The 21,295-nt window shown below is 46.3% G+C and carries 22 protein-coding genes; 21 read left to right on the top strand and 1 reads right to left on the bottom strand.

Translation table 11 applies throughout. The features are described 5' to 3' along the window. The 20 genes from atpA to Q1J64_RS00180 all read left to right on the top strand — a co-directional run. A partial coding sequence (gene atpA, locus Q1J64_RS00275; RefSeq protein ID WP_301107093.1) for a F0F1 ATP synthase subunit alpha occupies positions 1–1,412 on the top strand: 1,412 nt, incomplete at its 5' end. A gap of 38 nt (positions 1,413–1,450) precedes the next feature. Further along, positions 1,451–2,308, top strand: a complete 858-nt coding sequence (gene atpG / locus Q1J64_RS00270) for an ATP synthase F1 subunit gamma (protein ID WP_301107092.1) — start codon at positions 1,451–1,453, stop codon at positions 2,306–2,308. 35 nt (positions 2,309–2,343) lie between these two features. Next, positions 2,344–3,759 carry a F0F1 ATP synthase subunit beta gene (gene atpD, locus Q1J64_RS00265; RefSeq protein ID WP_301107091.1) on the top strand — a complete coding sequence of 472 codons (1,416 nt, stop codon included), beginning with the start codon at positions 2,344–2,346 and terminating at the stop codon, positions 3,757–3,759. A gap of 24 nt (positions 3,760–3,783) precedes the next feature. Continuing rightward, on the top strand, positions 3,784–4,188 hold the full coding sequence (locus tag Q1J64_RS00260) for a F0F1 ATP synthase subunit epsilon (RefSeq protein WP_301107090.1): 405 nt from the start codon (positions 3,784–3,786) through the stop codon (positions 4,186–4,188). A gap of 260 nt (positions 4,189–4,448) precedes the next feature. After that, complete coding sequence (locus Q1J64_RS00255; RefSeq protein ID WP_301107089.1) at positions 4,449–4,679, top strand: DUF1146 family protein; 231 nt, start codon at positions 4,449–4,451, stop codon at positions 4,677–4,679. Positions 4,680–5,569: 890 nt separating this feature from the next. Beyond that, a complete protein-coding gene (gene murA / locus Q1J64_RS00250; RefSeq protein WP_301107088.1) occupies positions 5,570–6,868 on the top strand; it encodes a UDP-N-acetylglucosamine 1-carboxyvinyltransferase in 1,299 nt (432 codons plus the stop codon). Positions 6,869–6,946: 78 nt separating this feature from the next. Next, a complete protein-coding gene (gene spoIID / locus Q1J64_RS00245; RefSeq protein WP_301107087.1) occupies positions 6,947–7,894 on the top strand; it encodes a stage II sporulation protein D in 948 nt (315 codons plus the stop codon). A gap of 30 nt (positions 7,895–7,924) precedes the next feature. After that, positions 7,925–8,584, top strand: coding sequence for a M23 family metallopeptidase (locus tag Q1J64_RS00240; protein ID WP_301107086.1), 660 nt, complete (start codon positions 7,925–7,927; stop codon positions 8,582–8,584). Between the two features lie 110 nt (positions 8,585–8,694). After that, on the top strand, positions 8,695–8,970 hold the full coding sequence (locus Q1J64_RS00235) for a sporulation transcriptional regulator SpoIIID (RefSeq protein ID WP_301107085.1): 276 nt from the start codon (positions 8,695–8,697) through the stop codon (positions 8,968–8,970). Between the two features lie 574 nt (positions 8,971–9,544). Beyond that, a complete protein-coding gene (locus Q1J64_RS00230; protein ID WP_301107084.1) occupies positions 9,545–11,185 on the top strand; it encodes a glycerol-3-phosphate dehydrogenase/oxidase in 1,641 nt (546 codons plus the stop codon). Positions 11,186–11,229: 44 nt separating this feature from the next. Continuing rightward, positions 11,230–11,811 (top strand): glycerol-3-phosphate responsive antiterminator, encoded by a 582-nt coding sequence (locus Q1J64_RS00225; RefSeq protein ID WP_301107083.1) that lies wholly within the window; start codon positions 11,230–11,232, stop codon positions 11,809–11,811. 152 nt (positions 11,812–11,963) lie between these two features. Then, complete coding sequence (locus Q1J64_RS00220) at positions 11,964–12,815, top strand: MIP/aquaporin family protein (protein ID WP_301107082.1); 852 nt, start codon at positions 11,964–11,966, stop codon at positions 12,813–12,815. Between the two features lie 32 nt (positions 12,816–12,847). Further along, positions 12,848–14,341, top strand: a complete 1,494-nt coding sequence (gene glpK, locus Q1J64_RS00215; protein WP_301107081.1) for a glycerol kinase GlpK — start codon at positions 12,848–12,850, stop codon at positions 14,339–14,341. Between the two features lie 524 nt (positions 14,342–14,865). Next, positions 14,866–15,870 carry a rod shape-determining protein MreB gene (gene mreB, locus Q1J64_RS00210; RefSeq protein WP_301107080.1) on the top strand — a complete coding sequence of 335 codons (1,005 nt, stop codon included), beginning with the start codon at positions 14,866–14,868 and terminating at the stop codon, positions 15,868–15,870. Positions 15,871–15,966: 96 nt separating this feature from the next. Further along, complete coding sequence (locus Q1J64_RS00205) at positions 15,967–16,791, top strand: flagellar hook-basal body protein (RefSeq protein WP_301107079.1); 825 nt, start codon at positions 15,967–15,969, stop codon at positions 16,789–16,791. 46 nt (positions 16,792–16,837) lie between these two features. Beyond that, on the top strand, positions 16,838–17,671 hold the full coding sequence (locus Q1J64_RS00200; RefSeq protein ID WP_301107078.1) for a flagellar hook-basal body protein: 834 nt from the start codon (positions 16,838–16,840) through the stop codon (positions 17,669–17,671). A 22-nt stretch (positions 17,672–17,693) separates the two neighbouring features. Continuing rightward, the gene (locus Q1J64_RS00195) at positions 17,694–18,092 is read left to right on the top strand and encodes a DNA-directed RNA polymerase subunit beta (protein ID WP_301107077.1); all 399 of its coding nucleotides are present in this window, start codon (positions 17,694–17,696) and stop codon (positions 18,090–18,092) included. A gap of 90 nt (positions 18,093–18,182) precedes the next feature. Continuing rightward, positions 18,183–18,620, top strand: a complete 438-nt coding sequence (gene fabZ / locus Q1J64_RS00190) for a 3-hydroxyacyl-ACP dehydratase FabZ (RefSeq protein ID WP_301107076.1) — start codon at positions 18,183–18,185, stop codon at positions 18,618–18,620. A gap of 96 nt (positions 18,621–18,716) precedes the next feature. Continuing rightward, complete coding sequence (locus Q1J64_RS00185; RefSeq protein WP_301107075.1) at positions 18,717–19,112, top strand: hypothetical protein; 396 nt, start codon at positions 18,717–18,719, stop codon at positions 19,110–19,112. An 88-nt stretch (positions 19,113–19,200) separates the two neighbouring features. Further along, positions 19,201–19,599 (top strand): hypothetical protein, encoded by a 399-nt coding sequence (locus tag Q1J64_RS00180; RefSeq protein ID WP_301107074.1) that lies wholly within the window; start codon positions 19,201–19,203, stop codon positions 19,597–19,599. A gap of 444 nt (positions 19,600–20,043) precedes the next feature. Here the strand turns inward: Q1J64_RS00180 and Q1J64_RS00175 are convergent, their stop codons facing one another. Then, a complete protein-coding gene (locus tag Q1J64_RS00175; protein ID WP_301107073.1) occupies positions 20,044–20,487 on the bottom strand; it encodes a YwpF family protein in 444 nt (147 codons plus the stop codon). 242 nt (positions 20,488–20,729) lie between these two features. On the opposite strand from Q1J64_RS00175, the gene Q1J64_RS00170 reads away from it, so the two are divergent. Further along, entirely contained in the window at positions 20,730–21,143 is a 414-nt protein-coding gene (locus Q1J64_RS00170; RefSeq protein WP_301107072.1) for a single-stranded DNA-binding protein, read from the top strand. The last annotated feature ends 152 nt before the right edge of the window (positions 21,144–21,295 follow it).

Below are 21,295 nucleotides of genomic sequence, written 5' to 3'. Positions count from 1 at the left end.
TAGGTGACGGTATCGCACTTGCTCATGGCCTCGACAATGTCATGGCGGGGGAACTTCTTGAGTTCTCTACCGGCGTAATGGGTCTGGCACAAAACTTGGAAGCGAACAACGTAGGTATCGTTATCCTAGGGCCATACACAGACATTAAAGAAGGCGATGAAGTTCGTCGTACAGGTCGTATTATGGAAGTACCAGTCGGAGAAGAATTGATCGGCCGTGTCGTCAAGTCACTTGGACAACCAGTTGACGGATTAGGTCCGATCAACACAACAAAAACACGCCCTATCGAAAGCCCTGCACAAGGGGTTATGGCGCGTAAATCAGTTCACGAACCACTGCAAACAGGAATCAAAGCGATTGACGCTCTAGTTCCTATCGGCCGTGGACAGCGTGAATTAATCATCGGTGACCGTCAAACAGGTAAGACTACTGTTGCGATCGATGCGATTCTTAACCAGGCAGACCAGGACATGATCTGTATCTATGTAGCAATTGGACAAAAAGAATCCACTGTTCGTGGAGTTGTTGAAACTCTACGCCGCAATGGTGCTCTTGATTACACAATTGTTGTTACAGCATCTGCGTCAAGCCCGTCTCCAATGCTTTACCTTGCACCATACACAGGTATTTCAATGGCAGAAGAATTCATGTTCGACGGCAAGCACGTACTAATTGTTTATGATGATCTATCTAAACAAGCTGCAGCTTACCGTGAACTTTCCCTTCTACTTCGTCGTCCTCCAGGCCGTGAAGCATATCCAGGGGATGTCTTCTACTTGCACAGCCGTTTACTTGAACGTGCTGCAAAATTGAATGACTCATTAGGAGCAGGTTCTATTACTGCACTTCCATTCGTTGAAACACAAGCTGGAGATATCTCCGCTTATATTCCAACGAACGTAATCTCTATTACAGACGGACAGATCTTCCTTCAGTCCGACCTATTCTTCTCAGGCGTACGTCCTGCTATCAACGCAGGTCTTTCCGTTTCCCGAGTTGGTGGATCGGCGCAAATTAAAGCGATGAAGAAAGTTGCCGGTACACTTCGTTTGGACCTGGCAGCGTTCCGTGAACTAGAAGCATTCTCTCAATTCGGTTCAGATTTGGATCCTACAACAAGAGCAAAACTGGACCGCGGTCAGCGTACAGTTGAAATCTTGAAGCAGGACTTGAACAAACCGTTGAAAGTCGAATACCAAGTTATCAGTCTTTATGCACTGACACGCGGTTATCTCGACGATATTCCAGTAAAAGACGTATTGCGTTTTGAAGCTGAAATCACTAGCTGGTTAGAATCAAACCACACGGAAGTTTATGATCATATCCGTACAACGAAAGATCTTCCAGCGGATGACGTAATGAGCGCAGCGTTCAACGAATTCAAGAAAAACTTCGTTTCTTCAGAAGCATAATCTTGAACTGATCTTAAAATAAAGGTGGTGAATAGCCAGTGGCGTCCTTACGCGAGATAGAAAGCCGTATTGCTTCAACAAAAAAGACGAGTCAAATCACGAAAGCGATGCAGATGGTATCTGCTTCCAAACTGAACCGTGCCGAGGTCAACGCGAAGAAATTCGTTCCTTACATGGATAAAGTAGAAGAAGTGGTCGGTGCCATTGCAGCCGTAACGAAAGATTCCGGGCATCCATTGCTTACTGCACGTCCCGTTAAGAAAACTGCGTACATCGTAGTCACTTCTGACCGCGGGCTCGTAGGAGGATACAACGCGCACATCTTCCGTGCCGTTACCCGTGCAATCGAACAGCGCCATAAGTCGAAAGACGACGTGGTCATTATCGCGATCGGCCGTAAAGGCTATGAATTCTTCGACCGTCTGGGTTACCAGATTGAAGAAAGTCTGATCGGGCTCTCGGATCACCCTCGTTTTGAAGAAGTAAAAGATATCGCGAATCGTGATGTTGGCATGTTCACAGAAGGCGTATACGATGAAGTGTACTTGTACTACAACCACTTCATCTCCGCCATTTCTAATGAGGCAACTGAACGTAAATTGCTTCCACTCACAGATATTTCATCCGTTTCAGCTTCTTCATCATATGAGTTCGAGCCTTCTGCGGAAGCGATTCTCGAAACGCTTCTTCCGCAATATACGGAGAGCCTCATTTATGGAGCAGTGCTGGATGGAAAAGCGAGTGAACATGCTTCCAGTATGACAGCAATGAAGACGGCGACAGACAATGCGTCTGAACTAATCGATTCGTTGACATTACAATTTAACCGTGCGCGTCAAGCAGCGATCACTCAGGAAATCACTGAAATCGTAGCCGGCGTAGCAGCACTAGAATAAATCATTTGAAGGTAAGTAAGACAGGAGGGAAAAGCATGAGTAATGGACATATTCTTCAGGTTATGGGTCCGGTTGTCGACGTTAAGTTTGAAGGCGGACAGCTTCCTGCGATCTATAACGCATTGAAGGTTAATATCGACCGCGCAAATGGCGTAGTTGAAGTGTTGACTCTTGAGGTGGCACTTCACCTTGGAGACGATGCGGTTCGTACGATTGCGATGTCCTCGACAGATGGTCTGAAACGCGGTACGCCCGTAGTAGATACAGGTGCACCTATTTCTGTTCCAGTCGGTGACATTACACTCGGACGTGTATTTAACGTACTAGGCGAGGAGATCGACCTAGCTGAACCAGTTCCGGCTGATTCACAACGTGACCCGATTCACCGTTCAGCACCAACGTTTGAATTCCTTTCCACAGAAGTTGAAATTCTGGAAACTGGAATTAAAGTAGTTGACTTGCTTGCACCATACATCAAGGGTGGTAAAATCGGACTCTTCGGTGGTGCCGGTGTAGGTAAAACAGTTCTGATCCAGGAATTGATCAACAACATTGCTCAAGAGCACGGCGGTATCTCAGTATTCGCAGGTGTTGGAGAGCGTACTCGTGAAGGTAATGACTTGTTCTTCGAAATGACGGACTCAGGCGTTATCAAGAAAACAGCAATGGTATTCGGTCAAATGAACGAGCCGCCTGGCGCACGTATGCGTGTTGCACTTTCCGGCTTGACTATGGCTGAGTATTTCCGTGATGAGCAAGGACAGGACGTTCTATTGTTCATCGATAATATTTTCCGCTTTACACAAGCAGGTTCTGAAGTTTCTGCCCTTCTTGGACGTATGCCATCTGCGGTTGGTTACCAGCCGACATTGGCTACAGAAATGGGTCAGTTACAAGAGCGAATCACTTCTACAAATAAAGGTTCCGTTACATCGATCCAAGCGATCTATGTACCAGCGGATGACTATACGGATCCAGCTCCGGCAACAACATTTGCTCACTTGGATGCGACAACGAACTTGGAGCGTAAGCTTTCTGAGATGGGTATCTACCCAGCAGTAGATCCGCTTGCTTCTTCTTCACGCGCATTGAGTGCTGAAATTGTTGGGCCTGAACACTACCGTGTAGCACGTGAAGTACAGACAACGCTTCAGCGATACCGTGAATTGCAGGATATCATCGCAATTCTAGGTATGGATGAGTTGGATGAAGATGACAAGCAGGTTGTTGACCGCGCTCGTCGGATTCAGTTCTTCTTATCACAGAACTTCCACGTTGCTGAACAGTTTACAGGACAAAAAGGTTCTTATGTTCCGGTTGCTGAAACGATTAAAGGCTTCGCTGAAATTCTGGAAGGTAAGTATGACCACCTGCCAGAAGATGCTTTCCGTTTAGTCGGACGCATTGAAGAAGTTATTGAAAAAGCAAAAGGCATGGGTATCGAAGTCTAAGAATAGGGACCAGGAGGGAAAAAAATGAGTAAAATCAAAGTGAATATCGTCACTCCCGACGGCCCTGTTTGTGAAATGGATGCAAACATGGTGATTGCAGTTACCGAAGCTGGTGAAATCGGGGTTCTTCCCGGCCACATCGCTATGGTAGCACCACTTCAAATTGGTGCACTTCGCATTAAAACAGACGGCAAGACAGAAACTGTCGCAGTCCACGGAGGTTTCATAGAAGTCCGTCCTGAAGTGGTTACTGTATTGGCGCAAAGTGCTGAAATGGCTGAGTCCATTGATATTGCACGCGCAAAGAAAGCAGCAGATAAGGCTGAGACTGACTTGAAGAAAACTTCTGATAGTCTGGATCACCGTTTGGCTGAACTTGATTTGAAACGTGCCATCAACCGTATGCAAGTGTATGAGCAGCGTATATAAATAGCAGTATAAGGGCGGACAGAATTTGTTTCTGTCCGCCCATTTTTAGTGTTTTGATGGTTTCGTAATAATAATTAGTCTGAAACTAGGCAAGTGCGCCAAAAGTTCATCAGAAAGCGCGAAAAACGTTTTGGAACGAACCAAAACAGACTTAGAGCGCCCAAAAGTTTCGTGTAGCCGAACCAAAGTTAAAATTAGCCGCACCAAAAAGCGACTGCAGCGCACCAAACCGTATTATTTTTTTGAAAGGAGTGTGGATGATGAGTTCACTCGGCAGTAATCCATTACTCGCGATTGTTTCACATATTTTTTTCATTGGAATTAGTTTTTATGCATTACAGGCGATATTGCCTCAAGCGATCATTCGTAAAAATCGGGTGTTGCAAACACAGCTTTTGTTTATTTTGCTAAGTATTGCAATTGGTTCGACCGTATCAAATTTCTTTTTAGACATATCCTATTGGTCAGGAAGATGGGCCACCTGGTTTTGACTTCCTTCAGCTGAAGTGCTCTGGGATAGCAGCCGGAGTTTAAAACTCCGGCTGAACGAAGTTAAAACCTTAAGTGTCTGTTTATGCAAATGGTTTGAGGATGGGATACCGTTGATCTGCGCTCTAGGCGGACGCTTTCCGGAGGGCTCGCGGTGAGCCAACTTGGTCGCTTCGCTCCCCCAAGTTGTCTCACCTGTCGAGGCTGATCCTCCCGGAGTCGCCGCCTTCCGCTACGATCAACTGTCATGGCTCTCTGGTTGTGTAAGTGGAGAAGTAATTAAAATGCATTATAGGTTTGTGATAAATCTAAGCATTTTACTTAGAAAAATGTATTATTTTTTGGCTTAACAGCGCAACTTATTCTGATTTTTAAAAGTAAAATTCCTTTAAATAATTATGCTAAGTTGTGTACCTGCATATGATGAGTTTTGCGTTTGTTTAGACACAGTACATTGTTAGGATTGGAGCGTCGGGTGGCGACTCCCGGAGGATCAGCGGCTCACCGCACGCCCAGAGCGCAAATCCCCACTGCAAACTAACTTCACTTAACTCTTAACATGCCACACAATACACAAACTACTCACCAGCGTAATTAAATTTGTCAAAATGCGTGTAGAATCTTTTAAACTGGGGTATTACGTTAAACATGTCCAATATTACATCGTATGTAATATACACATTGTGTCAAAATGCCACATATACTAGGTTACGTATGAAATACTCAAAAACTGCGCCGGAAGTTACTTGTCTAGTAATGTTTTACAGGGTACAATAGAATATGTTTTATGTGTGAATTAACTGAATGAATATGTGATGGATAACTACTAAAATGTTTATTGATGATAATAGGTTGTGGGCGTAGGATATAACTTGACTCGGAGGGGCTAGTGGTGGAAAAAATTATTATTAACGGCGGACGGACTTTACAAGGGAACGTGCGTGTAGAAGGAGCTAAGAATGCGGTACTGCCGATCTTAGCAGCTGCTTTATTGGCATCGGAAGGTGTGAACGTGATTCGTGATGTTCCGAACTTATCAGATGTTCGGACAATCAATGAGGTACTGAAAAGTCTGAATGCGAAAATCACGCACAACCCGGAGAACAATGAAGTGATCATCGACTCTCAAGGAAGACTGGCGGACGAAGCGCAATTTGAGTTTGTACGTAAAATGAGAGCATCCATTTTAGTAATGGGGCCATTATTGGCACGCAATGGATTCGCTCGTGTCGCATTGCCGGGCGGCTGTGCGATTGGCTCAAGACCGATTGACCAGCACTTGAAAGGTTTCGAAGCAATGGGTGCTGAAATTTCATTTGGACACGGTCACGTAGAAGCAAAGGTTAACGGTCGTTTGAAGGGTGCAAAGATTTACTTGGATTTCCCAAGTGTCGGCGCTACAGAAAACATCATGACGGCTGCTGCATTGGCTGAAGGTACCACTGTGATCGAGAACGCTGCAAAAGAACCGGAGATCGTAGACTTGGCGAACTTCATTAATGAAATGGGCGGAAAAGTAGTCGGCGCCGGTACAGACAATATACGTATTGAAGGCGTCTCTAAACTGTATGCATCTGTCCACCACATTATTCCTGACCGTATCGAAGCAGGAACGTTCATGGTAGCAGCTGCCATCACTGGCGGAGATATTGTTATTGAAAATGCAGTGCCTGAACACTCTACAGCTCTCATTTCCAAAATGACGGAAATGGGCGTAGTCGTAACGGAATTGGATGAAGGAGTTCGCGTTACAGCGCAACATCCATTGAAGGCAGTCGATCTGAAGACGATGCCGCATCCAGGTTTCCCGACAGATATGCAGTCACAAATGATGGCATTGATGTTAACGGCAACAGGTACAGGCGTATTGACTGAAACTGTATTCGAAAATCGTTTCATGCACGTGGAAGAGTTCCGACGTATGAATGCTGATGTAAAGATTGAAGGACGCTCTGTAATCGTTTCTGGACCATCCAAGCTTCAGGGAGCTGAAGTTGCAGCAACTGATTTACGTGCCGCTGCCTCATTAATCTTAGCTGGCCTCGTAGCAGATGGGGTCACTCGCGTTACTGAACTTATCCATCTAGACCGCGGCTATGTTGACTTCGACAAAAAGCTCAAAGCATTGGGTGCAGACATTACACGTGTCTCTTCAGAACAGGAAATCACTGAAGCAACACAACTCGTATAATATTTCAAAACCATGGACATTCATTGTTCGTGGTTTTTTCTATTACATAAAATTCCGTGCACCAACATATAGTCCAGTATGTACAAAAAACTACTCTTTTTATTCATCATTCTCACTTTATTTTTTATTCCCATCTTACTAAGACAAGCGCCAGAGCTGAAGCTGGTAGAACAACGGAAGGAGAAGACATGCGAGATCATGATTACGGTCACCGGGGTGGACGAGCCGATTTCATTGGAAGAGTATGTAGTGGGGGTTGTGGCTGGGGAGATGCCGGCTGATTTCCATGAGGAAGCGCTGAAAGCCCAGGTGATTGCGGCGCGCACATATGCGGCGCGTAATACGGATAAAGGAAAGAAGCCGATTGCGAAAGATGTGTCGGCGCAGGTGTACCGGACAGAAGCTGAGCGCAAGGAACGATGGGGCAAATCGTTCAAGCAGAATGAAAAGAAGATCCGGGCAGCTGCGGAATCGACGAGGGGGGACATTGTCGTTCACGGTGAGGAAATCATTTCGGCGATGTTCTTCTCTACATCTAATGGCCAGACAGAAGCTGCACAAAACTTCAGCGGCAATCCAGTGGAATACTTGCAGAGCGTAGAAAGTCCGGGGGAGGAAGATGTGGCCCCTGAAGTCGAACGTAAATTGCAGATGACGTTGACGGAATGGAACCGTAAGCTTCAATTAAATTGGGATGCCAGTGAATTCCGGGAGCTGCAGCTTGTGAGGAATCCAACAGGCCGGGTCCAGAAAATCATCGCGGGCCAATATGAAGCGAGCGGACGGCAGATCCGGGAGAAGCTTAATTTAGCATCGACGGATTTCAATATTGCCTATGACGTTAATAATCAAATTGTGCATATTACCACGCTCGGTTATGGACATGGTGTGGGGATGAGCCAGTATGGAGCGGAAGCATTTGCGCAAAAAGGCTGGACGGCGGAGCAGATAATTTCCCACTATTATACAGGCACTCGCATACAAAAAATAAATTTATCAGGAGACGAATGTTTAAAATCGCCGTAACTTGCAAAGAATGCAAGTGAGGTGATGACAATGAGAGAAGAAAAACCAAAGATCCCTTCTCAGGATAGTAAAAAAGTTAAAAACGGCTGGTTCTGGCCTGCCATTTATACGGGAGTCGCGCTTTTATTTGTCGGCATGGTATGGGGATACTCCGCTATGACAGGCAAAGACGAAGTGGCAATATCCGATGTGGCGAAGATCGACCAGCCGAATAAAGATGTCACGGTAGAAACAAATGCAGAAAAAGAAACACTGAAGTATCCATTCCATGAAGATCAGCTAGATCAAGTCGCAATTTTACAAGAGTTTTACGATCCTACAGCAGATGAAGCAACACGCGAAAAAGCATTGCTCGTATTCAAGCAGATGTATGTCACAAGCAAGGGTCTCGCGCTTTCTATGGATGGCCAGCCATTTGAAGTAGTGGTGGCGATGAGCGGTACAGTCGAAGAAGTTATTGTAGATTCATTCAAAGGCAATGAAATTAAGGTGAAACACGCTGACGGTAAGACGACAGTCTACGCTTCACTGACAGGCGTTCTAGTAAAAGAGGGCGACAAAGTTCAGCAGGGACAAGTTCTTGCTACAGCAACTCAGAATGAATGGAACCCGCAAGCCGGCGTTCATTTACAATTTGAAGTCTATGAAGAAGGCGTAGCGGTCAACCCGCATGATTTCCTAGCATTCTAATAAATAACACACGAAGCCATTCCAGCCCCCCGGAATGGCTTTTTCATATGTTCAGGGCCGGATGCATACAATACAGTACCTAAAGGAGTGAAGAGAGAAAGGAAGAGGGCGTGCACGAGCAAATTAGAAGGCGTTGCGTACGTCTCGGAAAGCTGCTGATCGAAACGAAACTGACCGTGCGCGCGCTTGCCAATGTCACTGGCTATTCAAAAAGCACGGTGCATAAAGATCTGACCGAGCGGCTACCGAACGTCGATCCGGGTCTGTCGGAGCAAGTCGCAGAAATCCTTGCTTACCATAAATCAATCCGCCACTTACGCGGAGGAGAGGCGACCCGTCAAAAATGGAAAAATGAAATCCCCGCAGAGAAGGCGAATGTGAAATGAGCAGTTCCAATACTTGTAATTTATTCGTTGGCTTGATACAATACAGACAAGTTAATATTTCTGGTTTGAGTTATTGAGAGACCTCAAAGAGTGATTGTCATGTGCAATCGTTCCTTTGAGGTCTCTTTTTTTATTTATTATCAACATAAGTTGAAAATCTATTTACAATGTACAGCCTGATCAGTTGATTGGTGTGCATGGTAGCCTATGTTCGCCGCGTCCTGCGGCAACGGCTGCATGACTCACTTCGTGTGAGCCCGCGGCTAAATCGACTCTGGGAGGATCAGCCCGACAGGTGATGACAACTTAGGGGAGCGTAGCGACCAAGTTTTGTAGAAAGCACCCTGTATTGCCTTAATTTCTGTAAAGTACACAGAAATACGGCAAAGCGAACCCTTCGCTGTTCGCTTGGCTCACCGCGGGCCCGCAAGACAAGCGTCCGCCTGGAACGGAAATCAACGGTACTAGATAACTTCTAGAATACAGGTCATTAAGTCCAACTTATAAATGCAGAAGACGCAAACACGTAGAGTGTAATGGATTAAAAGATTCTAATTATAAAGGAGAGAGTAGTATGACTACATTTTCAGCAATGAAACGCCAAGAGGTAATTGATTTATTGGATTCCGAGTTATTTGACGTAGTGGTTATCGGGGGCGGTATTACAGGGGCAGGGATTGCGCTTGATGCCGTTACGCGAGGATTGAAAACTGCGTTGATTGAGATGCAGGATTTCGCTTCCGGCACGTCTAGCCGCTCGACAAAGCTTGTGCACGGGGGGCTGCGTTATCTGAAGCAGTTTGAAATTAAGGAAGTAGCGGAACTCGGCAAAGAACGGGCTATCGTCTATGAAAACGGACCGCACGTCACGACGCCTGAACGCATGCTTTTGCCATTCCATAAAGGCGGGACATTCGGCAGCTTCTCGACGGCGATTGGTTTGCAGGTCTATGATTTCCTGGCAGGTGTGAAGAAGTCCGAGCGCAGAACGATGCTCAACGTGGAACAGACAGTGAAGCAGGCTCCTTTAGTAAAAAAAGAAGGACTGCAGGGCAGCGGGATGTATGTGGAATACCGCACAGACGACGCACGATTGACGATTGAAGTAATGAAAGCCGCTGCTGAAAAAGGTGCAGTCATTCTGAATTACGCAAAGGCAGCAGGATTCACGTATGATGAACAAACTATAAATGGCGTGGAAGTAGAAGACATGACGTCTGATAAAAAATGGACAATCCAAGCCAAGAAAGTGATCAATGCGGCAGGACCTTGGGTGGATGAAGTGAAAAACATGGACGGGCCTTCAGCAGGCAAACATTTAATTCTGTCAAAAGGTATTCACCTTGTATTCGATCAGTCAGTATTTCCACTGAAGCAGGCGATTTACTTTGATACGCCAGATAAGCGGATGATCTTTGCGATTCCGCGTGAAGGTAAAGCATATGTCGGCACAACGGATACTTTTTACGAAGGTGATCCGAAAGAGATGCAGATTACGGAAGAAGATCGTACGTATATACTCGATGCCATCCGTTACATGTTCCCAAAAGTGACGGTTACGGCAGAAGACGTTGAGTCTACGTGGGCAGGCGTGCGTCCGCTCGTTCATGAAGAAGGCAAGAGCCCTTCTGAAATCTCTCGCAAAGACGAGATTTGGGATTCGGAAAAAGGACTGATCACGATTGCTGGCGGAAAACTGACCGGCTATCGTAAAATGGCGGAGACCGTCATTAACAAAGTTGTACGTCAGCTGTCCAATGAAACGGGACGGAAATTCCCGCGCAGCATCACGAAACACTTCCCAATTTCCGGCGGCGACATTGGCGGCTCATCGAACTATAAACGTTTCATTCGCGAGGCGGTTGAACGCGGACAGGCCCTTGGCTTTACGGAACGTGAGAGTCAGCATCTGGCTGCATTGTACGGTTCGAATGTGGATAAAGTGTTTGCCATTCCTTATGAACCGGCGACTCAAATGCCAAGAATTCTCTATGTGAAGTTGCGTTATGCCATCGAACAGGAAATGACCGTGAAGCCAACAGACTTTTTCGTGCGCCGGACTGGCGACTTATTTTTCCATATCGATAATGTGCAGGCTGGGAAGACTGACGTGCTGAACGAAATGGCGGCTATTTTGCAATGGACAGAAAATGAACGTACACAATACGAAGAAGAACTGAATGAGGAACTTAGAAAAGCTACGACAGTGATCTGACATGGTATTATAAAGAAAACTCTTTTAGAGGAGAGATCCGTATCATGCCTTTCCACAATCAGAAAATCCTGCCTGCTGCACGGACGGCAAAGCAATTCGAAAGACTGCTTGAAAGTCAGTTCGAATATATCGTCCTGCTGGAAGTGCATATAAGCAATGTGAAGACATTGAAGCACGAGGCAGATAAGCGTTGCAAAAAACTGATCATCCATGCCGATTTGATTCAGGGCTTGAAAACAGATAACTTCGCGGCAGACTTTCTCTGCAATGATATTCGGCCGGCCGGCATTATTTCCACGCGGTCGAATATGATCGCAAAAGCGAAGGCGAAAGGCATTATTGCGATTCAGCGCATGTTCCTGCTGGATACGATCGCGCTGGAAAAAAGCTATTCGCTAATCAAGCAGACGGCGCCTGATTTTATTGAAATGCTGCCGGGTGTTATTCCTGAATTAATTGAGGAAGTGCAAGCACAAACCGGTATCCCGATTATCAACGGCGGTTTGATTCGGACGAAGAAGCATATTGACGATGCGCTCAGTGCCGGTGCGGTGGCAGTCACGACCTCAGATCATGTGCTGTGGGAATCATTCGCAAAAGATATAAATTCCGGAAATTCCTGTTGACAGACAATTCCATCAAAGATATACTTGGTGATAAGTTCATAGACGTGGTTGAGTACAGGAACCCACAATTATTTTCTTGCCTTGCGCAAGGGCTTAATTGTGGGCTTTTTCATGTTCTCCAATCACAAAAAACGATAGGGAGGAGAAAAAAGATGACACCATTTGTTGGAGAATTGATAGGAACAATGATTTTGATTATCTTTGGCGGGGGAGTAGTCGGCGGTGTAGTGCTGAAGAAATCCAAGGCAGAGGGCGCAGGATGGATTGTAATTACAGTTGGCTGGGGGCTGGCGGTTGCAATGGGGGTATACGCGGTTGGAGGTGCCAGTGGGGCGCACTTGAATCCTGCAGTTACAATTGGCCTTGCAACAATTGGGGATTTTGCTTGGGCAGACGTTCCGATGTACATCGTTGCACAAATGCTTGGAGCGATAGCAGGAGCGATCATTGTCTATCTACAATATTTACCGCACTGGAAAGAAACAGAAGACCAAGAGGCGAAGCTTGCGATATTTGCAACGAGTCCGGCGATCCGGCATCCGCTTTCTAATCTGACAAGTGAAATCATCGGTACATTCGTCCTTCTTCTCGGACTGCTGTCAATCGGTGCGAATGAATTCACTGAAGGGCTAAATCCTCTCATTGTCGGTGCACTCATCATCGCAATCGGCATGTCGCTCGGCGGTACGACTGGCTACGCGATCAATCCTGCGCGTGACCTGGGTCCCCGAATTGCGCATTTCTTCCTTCCAATTCAAGGGAAAGGGACGTCCGATTGGGGCTATGCCTGGATACCAGTTGTTGGGCCAGTCCTGGGTGGAGCTTTCGGAGCTTTATTTTATCGTCAATTCTTCATCGGCGAAAACAGCATAGCATTCTGGATCGTTGGTGCAATCGTCTTAGCGGTTCTGCTGGCTGCACAATTTACTGTACGCAATGTACCTGAACCAGTCTATCAGTTAACGAGTGCAACCAAGGCAGAAGTAGAGCAAAAACGTGTATAATAGAAAATAACTAGATACTGGAGGAATAGAGAATGACAGAAAAATATATTTTGGCACTGGATCAAGGAACAACTAGTTCACGGGCTATTCTGTTTGATTCGAAGGGTGAAATTTACCATACAGCGCAGCAGGAATTCACACAGTACTTTCCAAAGTCAGGCTGGGTGGAACATAATGCGGATGAAATTTGGAGTTCTATTCTCTCTGTCATCGCTACGGTCATTTCTGAGAAGAATATTAATGCAACGCAAATCGAAGCGATCGGCATTACCAATCAGCGCGAAACTACTGTCGTCTGGGATAAACATACAGGAAATCCGGTTTATCATGCGATTGTCTGGCAATCACGCCAAACAGCAGAAATTTGTGAGAATCTGAAAGAAAACGGTTACAATGAATTGTTCCGCAATAAAACCGGCTTGCTAATTGATGCTTATTTCTCAGGTACAAAAGTGAAATGGATTCTTGATAATGTGGAGGGAGCACGCGAACAGGCCGAGAAAGGTGACTTGTTATTTGGCACAATCGATACATGGCTTATTTGGAAACTGTCCGGAGGCAAAGCACATGTTACCGATTATTCCAATGCATCCAGAACGCTCATGTACAATATTCACGACTTGAAATGGGATGAAGAGTTGCTTGAGATTTTAGACGTACCGGCGTCGATGCTTCCTAAAGTCTGCCAGTCTTCTGAAATCTATACACATACGGAAGCGGCGCATTTCTTCGGACACGAAGCACCGATCGCCGGCATCGCGGGAGACCAGCAGGCAGCGTTATTCGGCCAGGCATGCTTCGAAAGCGGCATGGTGAAAAATACGTACGGCACAGGCTGCTTTATGCTGATGAATACAGGTGAAAAAGCGGTGACATCCGACCACGGTTTATTGACGACAATTGCCTGGGGGATCAACGGCAAAGTGGAGTACGCACTTGAAGGTAGTATTTTCGTAGCAGGTTCTGCAATCCAGTGGCTGCGTGACGGCATGCGGATGTTCCGCAATTCTTCTGAAAGTGAATTGTACGCAAACCGCGTAGACTCCACAGATGGCGTATATGTAGTCCCTGCATTTGTCGGCCTAGGCACCCCGTACTGGGACAGCGACGTGAAGGGAGCCGTATTCGGATTAAGCCGTGGTACGACGAAAGACCATTTTGTCCGCGCAACGCTTGAATCTCTTGCTTATCAAACGAAAGACGTACTCGATGCAATGGAAGCTGATTCAGGCATTTCACTGAAAACACTGCGCGTGGACGGCGGGGCTGTTTCCAACAACTTCCTCATGCAATTCCAGTCAGATCTGTTGAATGTGCCGGTGGAGCGTTCAACAGTCAATGAAACGACAGCACTTGGAGCTGCCTATTTGGCAGGACTCGCAACAGGTTTCTGGAAAGACAGCGACGAAATTGCTTCACATTGGCGTCTCGGCAGAGCATTTGAGCCTGACATGGAAGAGAGCAAAAGAGAAGAACTGTACGCAGGCTGGAAGAAAGCGATCGTTGCAACGACTGCTTTTAAATAAAAATAGTAGAGCGGAGTCTGTCGGGAAAGCTAGATTGCTTTCCTGGCAGCTTTTTTAATGGAGTTTGGCAGCTGGAGATGGTGTGGTGCGCGTTTATTCGGGGGATAATCATAAAGCATTGCGAAGCGCTCATAGCCGGGCTTTTTCATTTGAAATAGCGGGAATAGTGCGCGCGGGGTCTGTTTTGGTGCGTTGGAGACGGGGTTTGGCGCGCTGCAGTGTGAAAATGGTTCGGAGGCGGGGTCTTTTGGTTCGTTGATGGATGTTTTTGGCGCGGTAAAGCAGGGTATTGGTGCGCTTGTCTAAGCAACAGGAGTTATTTCAAATGAAAGCTGCGCCCTGGCGTAACCGCGGCGTTGATCATATAACTCCACTACGCGCTCATACCCCTTGCATGCAAATTCCAACATTTTCCGACAATAATTACAAAAATCCTAACGAACTATGCCATTCGAATAGGAGATATGATACAATTCATAGTTAGAATACTACATATTTACAGGGCGGAAGGGGAAGCGACAGCGATGTTTTCGAAAGATATAGGGATTGACCTGGGAACAGCCAACTTATTGATTCATGTGAAGGGGAAGGGCATTGTCATTAACGAGCCTGCGATTGTTGCAATTGAGAAACAGACGAAAAAAGTTTTGGCTGTCGGAGACGAGGCGTACCAGATGGTCGGGCGGACGCCAGGAAACATCGTCGTCGTACGACCAATGAAAGATGGCGTTATTGCCGATTTTGATGTGACAGAAGCCATGCTTAGCCACTTTATTAATAAATTAAACGTAAAAGGCTTTTTATCCAAGCCAAGAATTTTGATTTGCTGTCCGACGAATATCACAAGCGTAGAGCAGAAAGCCATTCGCCAGGCAGCTGAAAAGTCCGGCGGCAAGCAAGTATTTCTGGAAGAAGAACCGAAAGTCGCAGCGATCGGCGCAGGCATGGATATTTTCCAGCCTACCGGTAATATGGTCATCGACATTGGCGGCGGTACGACTGACGTCGCAGTACTGTCAATGGGCGATATCGTGTCGTCTGAATCAATTAATATTGCGGGCGACCAGTTCGATCACGACATCATCCAGCATATTAAAAAACAGCATAAATTATTGATTGGTGAGCGGACTGCCGAGCAGATAAAGAAAGAAGTCGGCACCGTATTTATTGAAAAAGCGAAGCCAAGTACCATTGATATCCGCGGACGCGATATGGTTTCCGGACTGCCTAAGACCGTGACGATCACTTCTGAAGAAATTAATAAAGCGCTTCATGAATCGGTGAATCTGATTGTTCAGGCTGCAAAAAATGTACTTGAAAAGACACCGCCTGAACTGTCTGCAGACATCATCGACCTCGGTGTGTTCCTGACGGGCGGCGGCGCGATGATCCACGGAATCGATATGCTGCTGTCTGAAGAATTAAAAGTGCCAGTGTTCATTTCGGAAAATCCGTTAAACTGTGTAGCAATCGGGACGGGCATTCTGCTTGAAACGGTCGGGAAATCTGCCGCGCGTTCTCACAGATAACGACATTTCAACGGAAATTAGTGTATAATAAGAAGTATCATTCATTCGTAAATGGTGCGAATGAAGACAAGAACGGAATAAAAGGAGTGAAATGGAATGTTTCGTGGTTTTTACACGGTAGGATCAGGCATGATCGCACAGCAGCGCAGGACAGAAATGCTTGCGAACAATATGGCCAACGTCAATACACCTGGTTTTAAAGCGGAGCAGTCGACAATCAGGGCTTTCCCTGAAATGTTTATGTCCCGTCTCGATGCCGCGCGCGTGCCAACGGAAAAGGGATTGAATTTCAAAGGACTTGCACCGGTAGGCGGATTGTCTACGGGCGTCTATATGCAAGAAACTCTGCCTTTATTCGCACAGGGTCAGCTGCGGGAAACGGAATTGAAGACAGACGTCGCACTGATTGACGGACCGATGGATGTCAATGAAGAGACAGGTGTAGCCGGAACGGTATTTTTCACGCTGGAAGGCGAAAATGGCGAACAATACTATACACGGAACGGAAATTTCACTGTCAATGCTGAAGGGTACTTAACGAATCCATCTGGACTGTATGTACTGGACGCAACAGGCAACCGCATCGAGCTTTCGGGCGATGATATCCGTATTACCGAAGAAGGATTCATTTTCGAAGGAGATACGCAGGCAGCTACACTCGGTATTGCGTACTCTGCCGAACCGGATCTACTTTCGAAACTCGATAACGGATTGTTCAGATCTCCGGACGGACAAGCGCTGCCGATGGGTGGCAATTACTCTATGCAGCAAGGCTTCCTGGAAGATTCCAATGTGGATGCAGCACGCGCAATGACAGACATGCTGACGGCGTACCGTGCATTTGAGGCCAATCAAAAGATTTTACAGGCGTATGATCGCAGTATGGAAAAAGCAGTAAATGAAGTCGGACGTGTCAACTGATGTTCACTAATTATGGATTGCCTAAGCAAGAGAGGAGTCACCTATTATGATTCGCACAATGACCACAGCAGTCAACACGATGAACCAGCTGCAGCATAAGCTTGATATAATTGGCAATAACTTGTCCAATTCAGCTACGCATGGCTATAAATCGACCGACGCTAAATTTCAGGAACTGCTCTATCAGCAGATGAATAACGATAAAGCTGACCGTGCCGACCGCCGTTCAGAAGCAGGTATACGTACGGGAGTCGGCTCACGGCTCGGTGGCATTCAAATGAACTGGAAAGTCGGTTCGCTACAAGTGACGGACCGCCAGTTAGACTTCGCCCTGACGGAACCTAAGCAATATTTTAATTTAATTCAGCAGGGTGAAGGCGGAGAAGAAATCATTTATTCTCGAAAAGGGAATTTTTATGTATCGCCGATGAATAACGGCCAGAATATGCTTGTGAATGATGAAGGGCTGCCTGTGGCGGACAGTGCCGGACGACCGATTATGTTTTCAGGACAGGCAACCAACTACCATGTTCATCCAAACGGACGGCTCGAAGTTACACAGCCAGGTGGCAATCAGACGTTTGAGCTTGGGGTAACAGTTCTTGAAAAGCCTGACTCTATGGTACAGCTATCGGCGACAAACTTCGGCCTGCCTGCAGATATGGCGGGGCTTGGAATTGCAGCCAATGACTTACTGACGGAACTGACAGGTGCAGGACGCAGCCAAATCGGCCTGCAAAATCAGGCACTCGAAAGCTCCAACGTCAATTATGAAAAAGAGATGACAGATTTGATTGCTGCCCAGCGTGCTTATCAATTTAATGCACGTTCTGTAACAATGGCTGATCAAATGCTAGGTCTAATTAACGGCATCCGCTAAGCGTGCAATAGGAGTACTGACTATGACAGATGAAAATCGTACAACTGAAAAGCAGATCTCGCAGCCCGCTGAAACGAACGTGAAAACGTCTGAAGTGAATCAGCCATCGCGAAACGACCGTCATAAAAAGGTTGAATCAGACGCGAATTTTTGGGCGCGCATCAAAGCCAAATGGCCGAACAGAAGCCTAAAAGAAAAACCGGATAAACAGGAAGTGCCAGTCAGCGAACTGAAGTGGGTACGCATCCGCATGTTCCCTATCTGGCTGCGCCTGCTGATTGTGTTTGTTTTAATGATTGTGGCAGCTGTACTGGGTGCGTTATTAGGGTTCAGTGTATTAGGTGACGGATCAGCCGGAGATGTATTCCGAAAAGAAACCTGGCAGCACATATTTGATATAATGAACGGTAAAGGTAAATAAAATTTATTTATTTCAAATATAAGTTCTATTAATTGCTTTAGTATGAAAGTGTAACTGAAGAGACATACTCGAACAAAGGAGAGTTTTCCTATGCTGTCAGCAGAACAGATTCAAGCAATCATCCCGCATCGTTACCCATTTTTATTGGTCGATCGGATCGAAGAACTGGAAGAAGGCAAACGTGCCGTCGGACTGAAGAATGTGAGCATTAATGAAGAGTACTTCAATGGCCACTTCCCAGGCTATCCTGTCATGCCGGGCGTTCTCATTGTAGAAGCTCTCGCGCAAGTCGGTGCAGTCGCTTTATTAAGTTTGGAATCTAACAAAGGACGCCTGGCATTCTTTGCCGGAATCGACAATTGTCGGTTCAAGCGTCAAGTAACACCAGGCGACACACTTCGCCTTGAAGTCGAAATCGTCCGTCTGCGCGGAACGATCGGCAAAGGAAAAGCGATCGCCACGGTTGACGGTGAAGTCGCGTGTGAAACGGAAATCACATTTGCCTTAGGTCCTGTGCAAGAACAGTGAGTCATTAGTAACTCATAGTTTGCACGAACGAAAAAATTTGATACAATGAACATTGGATTGCCATCATTGGCATACAGTGGGAGGTTACAAAAGAGCATGTTTAAGAAGCTTTCTCCAAATATAAAAAGCAGCATCACCCGTTCCATTTCGCAATCATTTGAGGATTATATGAGCGATATCGGCTGGGCGGAAGACAAGTACAATATAGAGCAATTTTACGCAAATTGGCGTGAATATATCACAACCAAAGCGCTTTGGTATGAAAAGATTCCTGATGAGATCAAAGCAAATCCCAAGTTTCATGAAGACTTGGCAAAACGGGTAGAGGAGGTTTTAGTCCGCGTCCTAAATGATCCGCCTGCTGAAGAGCAGATCGCACAGATTGAAATCCTTCAGGAAAAGCTCGGCACACATTATGAATATGGCTGTAAAGCAGAAGCTTTATACGTCCAAAATTTGTTGGAAGCTAAGGCAGAACAACAAAAGAAGTAACATGAATAGTTCCCTCCTTTTCGCACAAGCTAACGAAGATCGTACCAGAGTGTATGATTGACAGCTCGCAAAAAGGAGGAATTTTTTTATGATCAGAAAAGCACTGCCAGCAGTCTTTGCATCTGCACTCGTCCTGACGGCTTGTAACACGGATAATGGCGCTCTTCCAGACAACAATGAAACACCGATGGAGAATATGGAACGAGACAACACGCCGAACGACAACAAGCGCATGGGCCCTAATCTCGATGGTCTGGATGACAATAATCGAGACAACGGCGGGATCATGAACGAGGACCGCAAAGGAATCATCGACGAAAACAACCGCGACACGCTCGATGATAACTTAGAACGTGACGACGGCTTGATGAATGGTGAAAACGGCAATCGCGGCGCACGCGATGACAACACCATCCAAGGCGGAATGAACGGCAATACCACAGCGCCGGACGGCATCATTCGTGATGAAGATCGTAAAATGAAATAATGCTCCAGCTGTCAAAAACGGCTCCTGCTTGGCAGGGGCTGTTTTTAGCTTGGGGAAAATTAGTGTGGTTTTCGTAAAAATGTTGCGATGATCATATATCTCGGTCAGCCGCTCATACACCTCTACGGGGCGCTCATACCCAGTGGCTGTGGCGCTCGTAAATCCTGTTTGCACGCTCATAGCCTTGTGGTGCTGCGAAAGTGTTGCGCGATAATCATATAACTCGGACAACCGCTCATACATCTCTGCTGGGCGCTCATACCCAGTGGCTGAACGCTCCTAAACCCCGGCTGCGCGCTCATACCCACAGCCGCCGCGCTCATACCCAACCTCCAAGCGCTCATACCCAACCTCCAAGGGCTCATACCTACTTCATCCACGCTCATAGCCAACCGACCCTCCCACAACTAAAAAAAGCTGCCACAAAAGTGACAGCTCCACATCTTATTTCTCTGAAGGTATAAAATCACGGCGTAACTTCGGCCGATCCCACATCGCTGTCTCAAACTGCTCCAGCAATGCGTCGCCTTCCAAGCCGTCTTCAAGCAGCTGTTCCAGCAAGTGTTCCGCATACTTCGATCGGGCGCGTTCTAAGCGGCCTTTCATTAGGACGGAAATGCGTTCTCCGATTTGGCTCCAATCTTCAACGGCGACAATGAATGACGCAGGTTCGTTCCCCGGATACGAAATGACCACACGCACCGTCAGTATTGTTTTCTCCGTCTTCCATTTTTCCATAATATCTTTATACTTTTCATCGATAAACAGCTCAAGCACCCACAATCTGTGGCTGTTTTCCTGGTTGATAATAATTCCGTCATATAGAGGAAATGGAAGAACTCCGTCATCTTGCATGACTTCCACTGAAATCATTTTAAACGTTTTCATTCGAAATCACCTCGGTACAATTTTCCTCAGTATAGCACAAAAACTCGAAACAGCCGAAAATTGATTTATTCGAGAGATTTTATAAACGGAAAGATCATAGCTATGCGGAATCTTCTATAAGACTCTGAATGAAAATTGAAAAATAGACTCATTAACGATCTCAAAAATGAATTTTGCCGCTTTGCCAGGACGGTTCATTCTGGCATAAGATTAACTCAACCTAATGAAAGGAGGAGAAACCAGTGAACCAAGTGGCGTTAGTAGGGCGCATCACAAAAGATCCTGTACTGAAGGAACTCTCTTCTGGAAGAGTCAACACGACATTCTTTCTTGCTATCAATCGCAGTTTCAAAAATGCAGATGGCGAGATTGCGACGGATTTTGTCCTGTGCTCTGTATGGGGACGAACTGCAGAAAATCTCGTTCGCCACTGTGGCAAAGGATCGCTCGTAGGCGTCAGCGGCAGCATTCAGACGCGTAACTATGAACGAGAAGACCGCACGAAAGTGTATGTCACGGAAGTTGTTTGTTCAGATGTTCGTTTTCTTTCATCCAAATCAGCGAAGTCCAATGAATCCGAAATGAAAGCGCACTCAACTGAAGAAGCGGCACAATTCGAAGCTGCTGAAAAAGGACAAGCACTGCCTATTTTCTAATACTTACATGACTCAATATGGAAGGGAGGAGAGAAACAGGCAAAGCTGCCGTTCATTTCAGTCACTTTCACTCATGATCAACTCCGAGAATGAGGATGGATTATACCTACAATTGAAGAGAAACGAAAAAAGAGAAAACTAGAAGGACACTA

It is taken from the genome of Sporosarcina sp., assembly GCF_029257255.1.
Classification (GTDB): domain Bacteria; phylum Bacillota; class Bacilli; order Bacillales_A; family Planococcaceae; genus Sporosarcina.
This window is presented reverse-complemented; position numbering and strand designations above follow the sequence as displayed.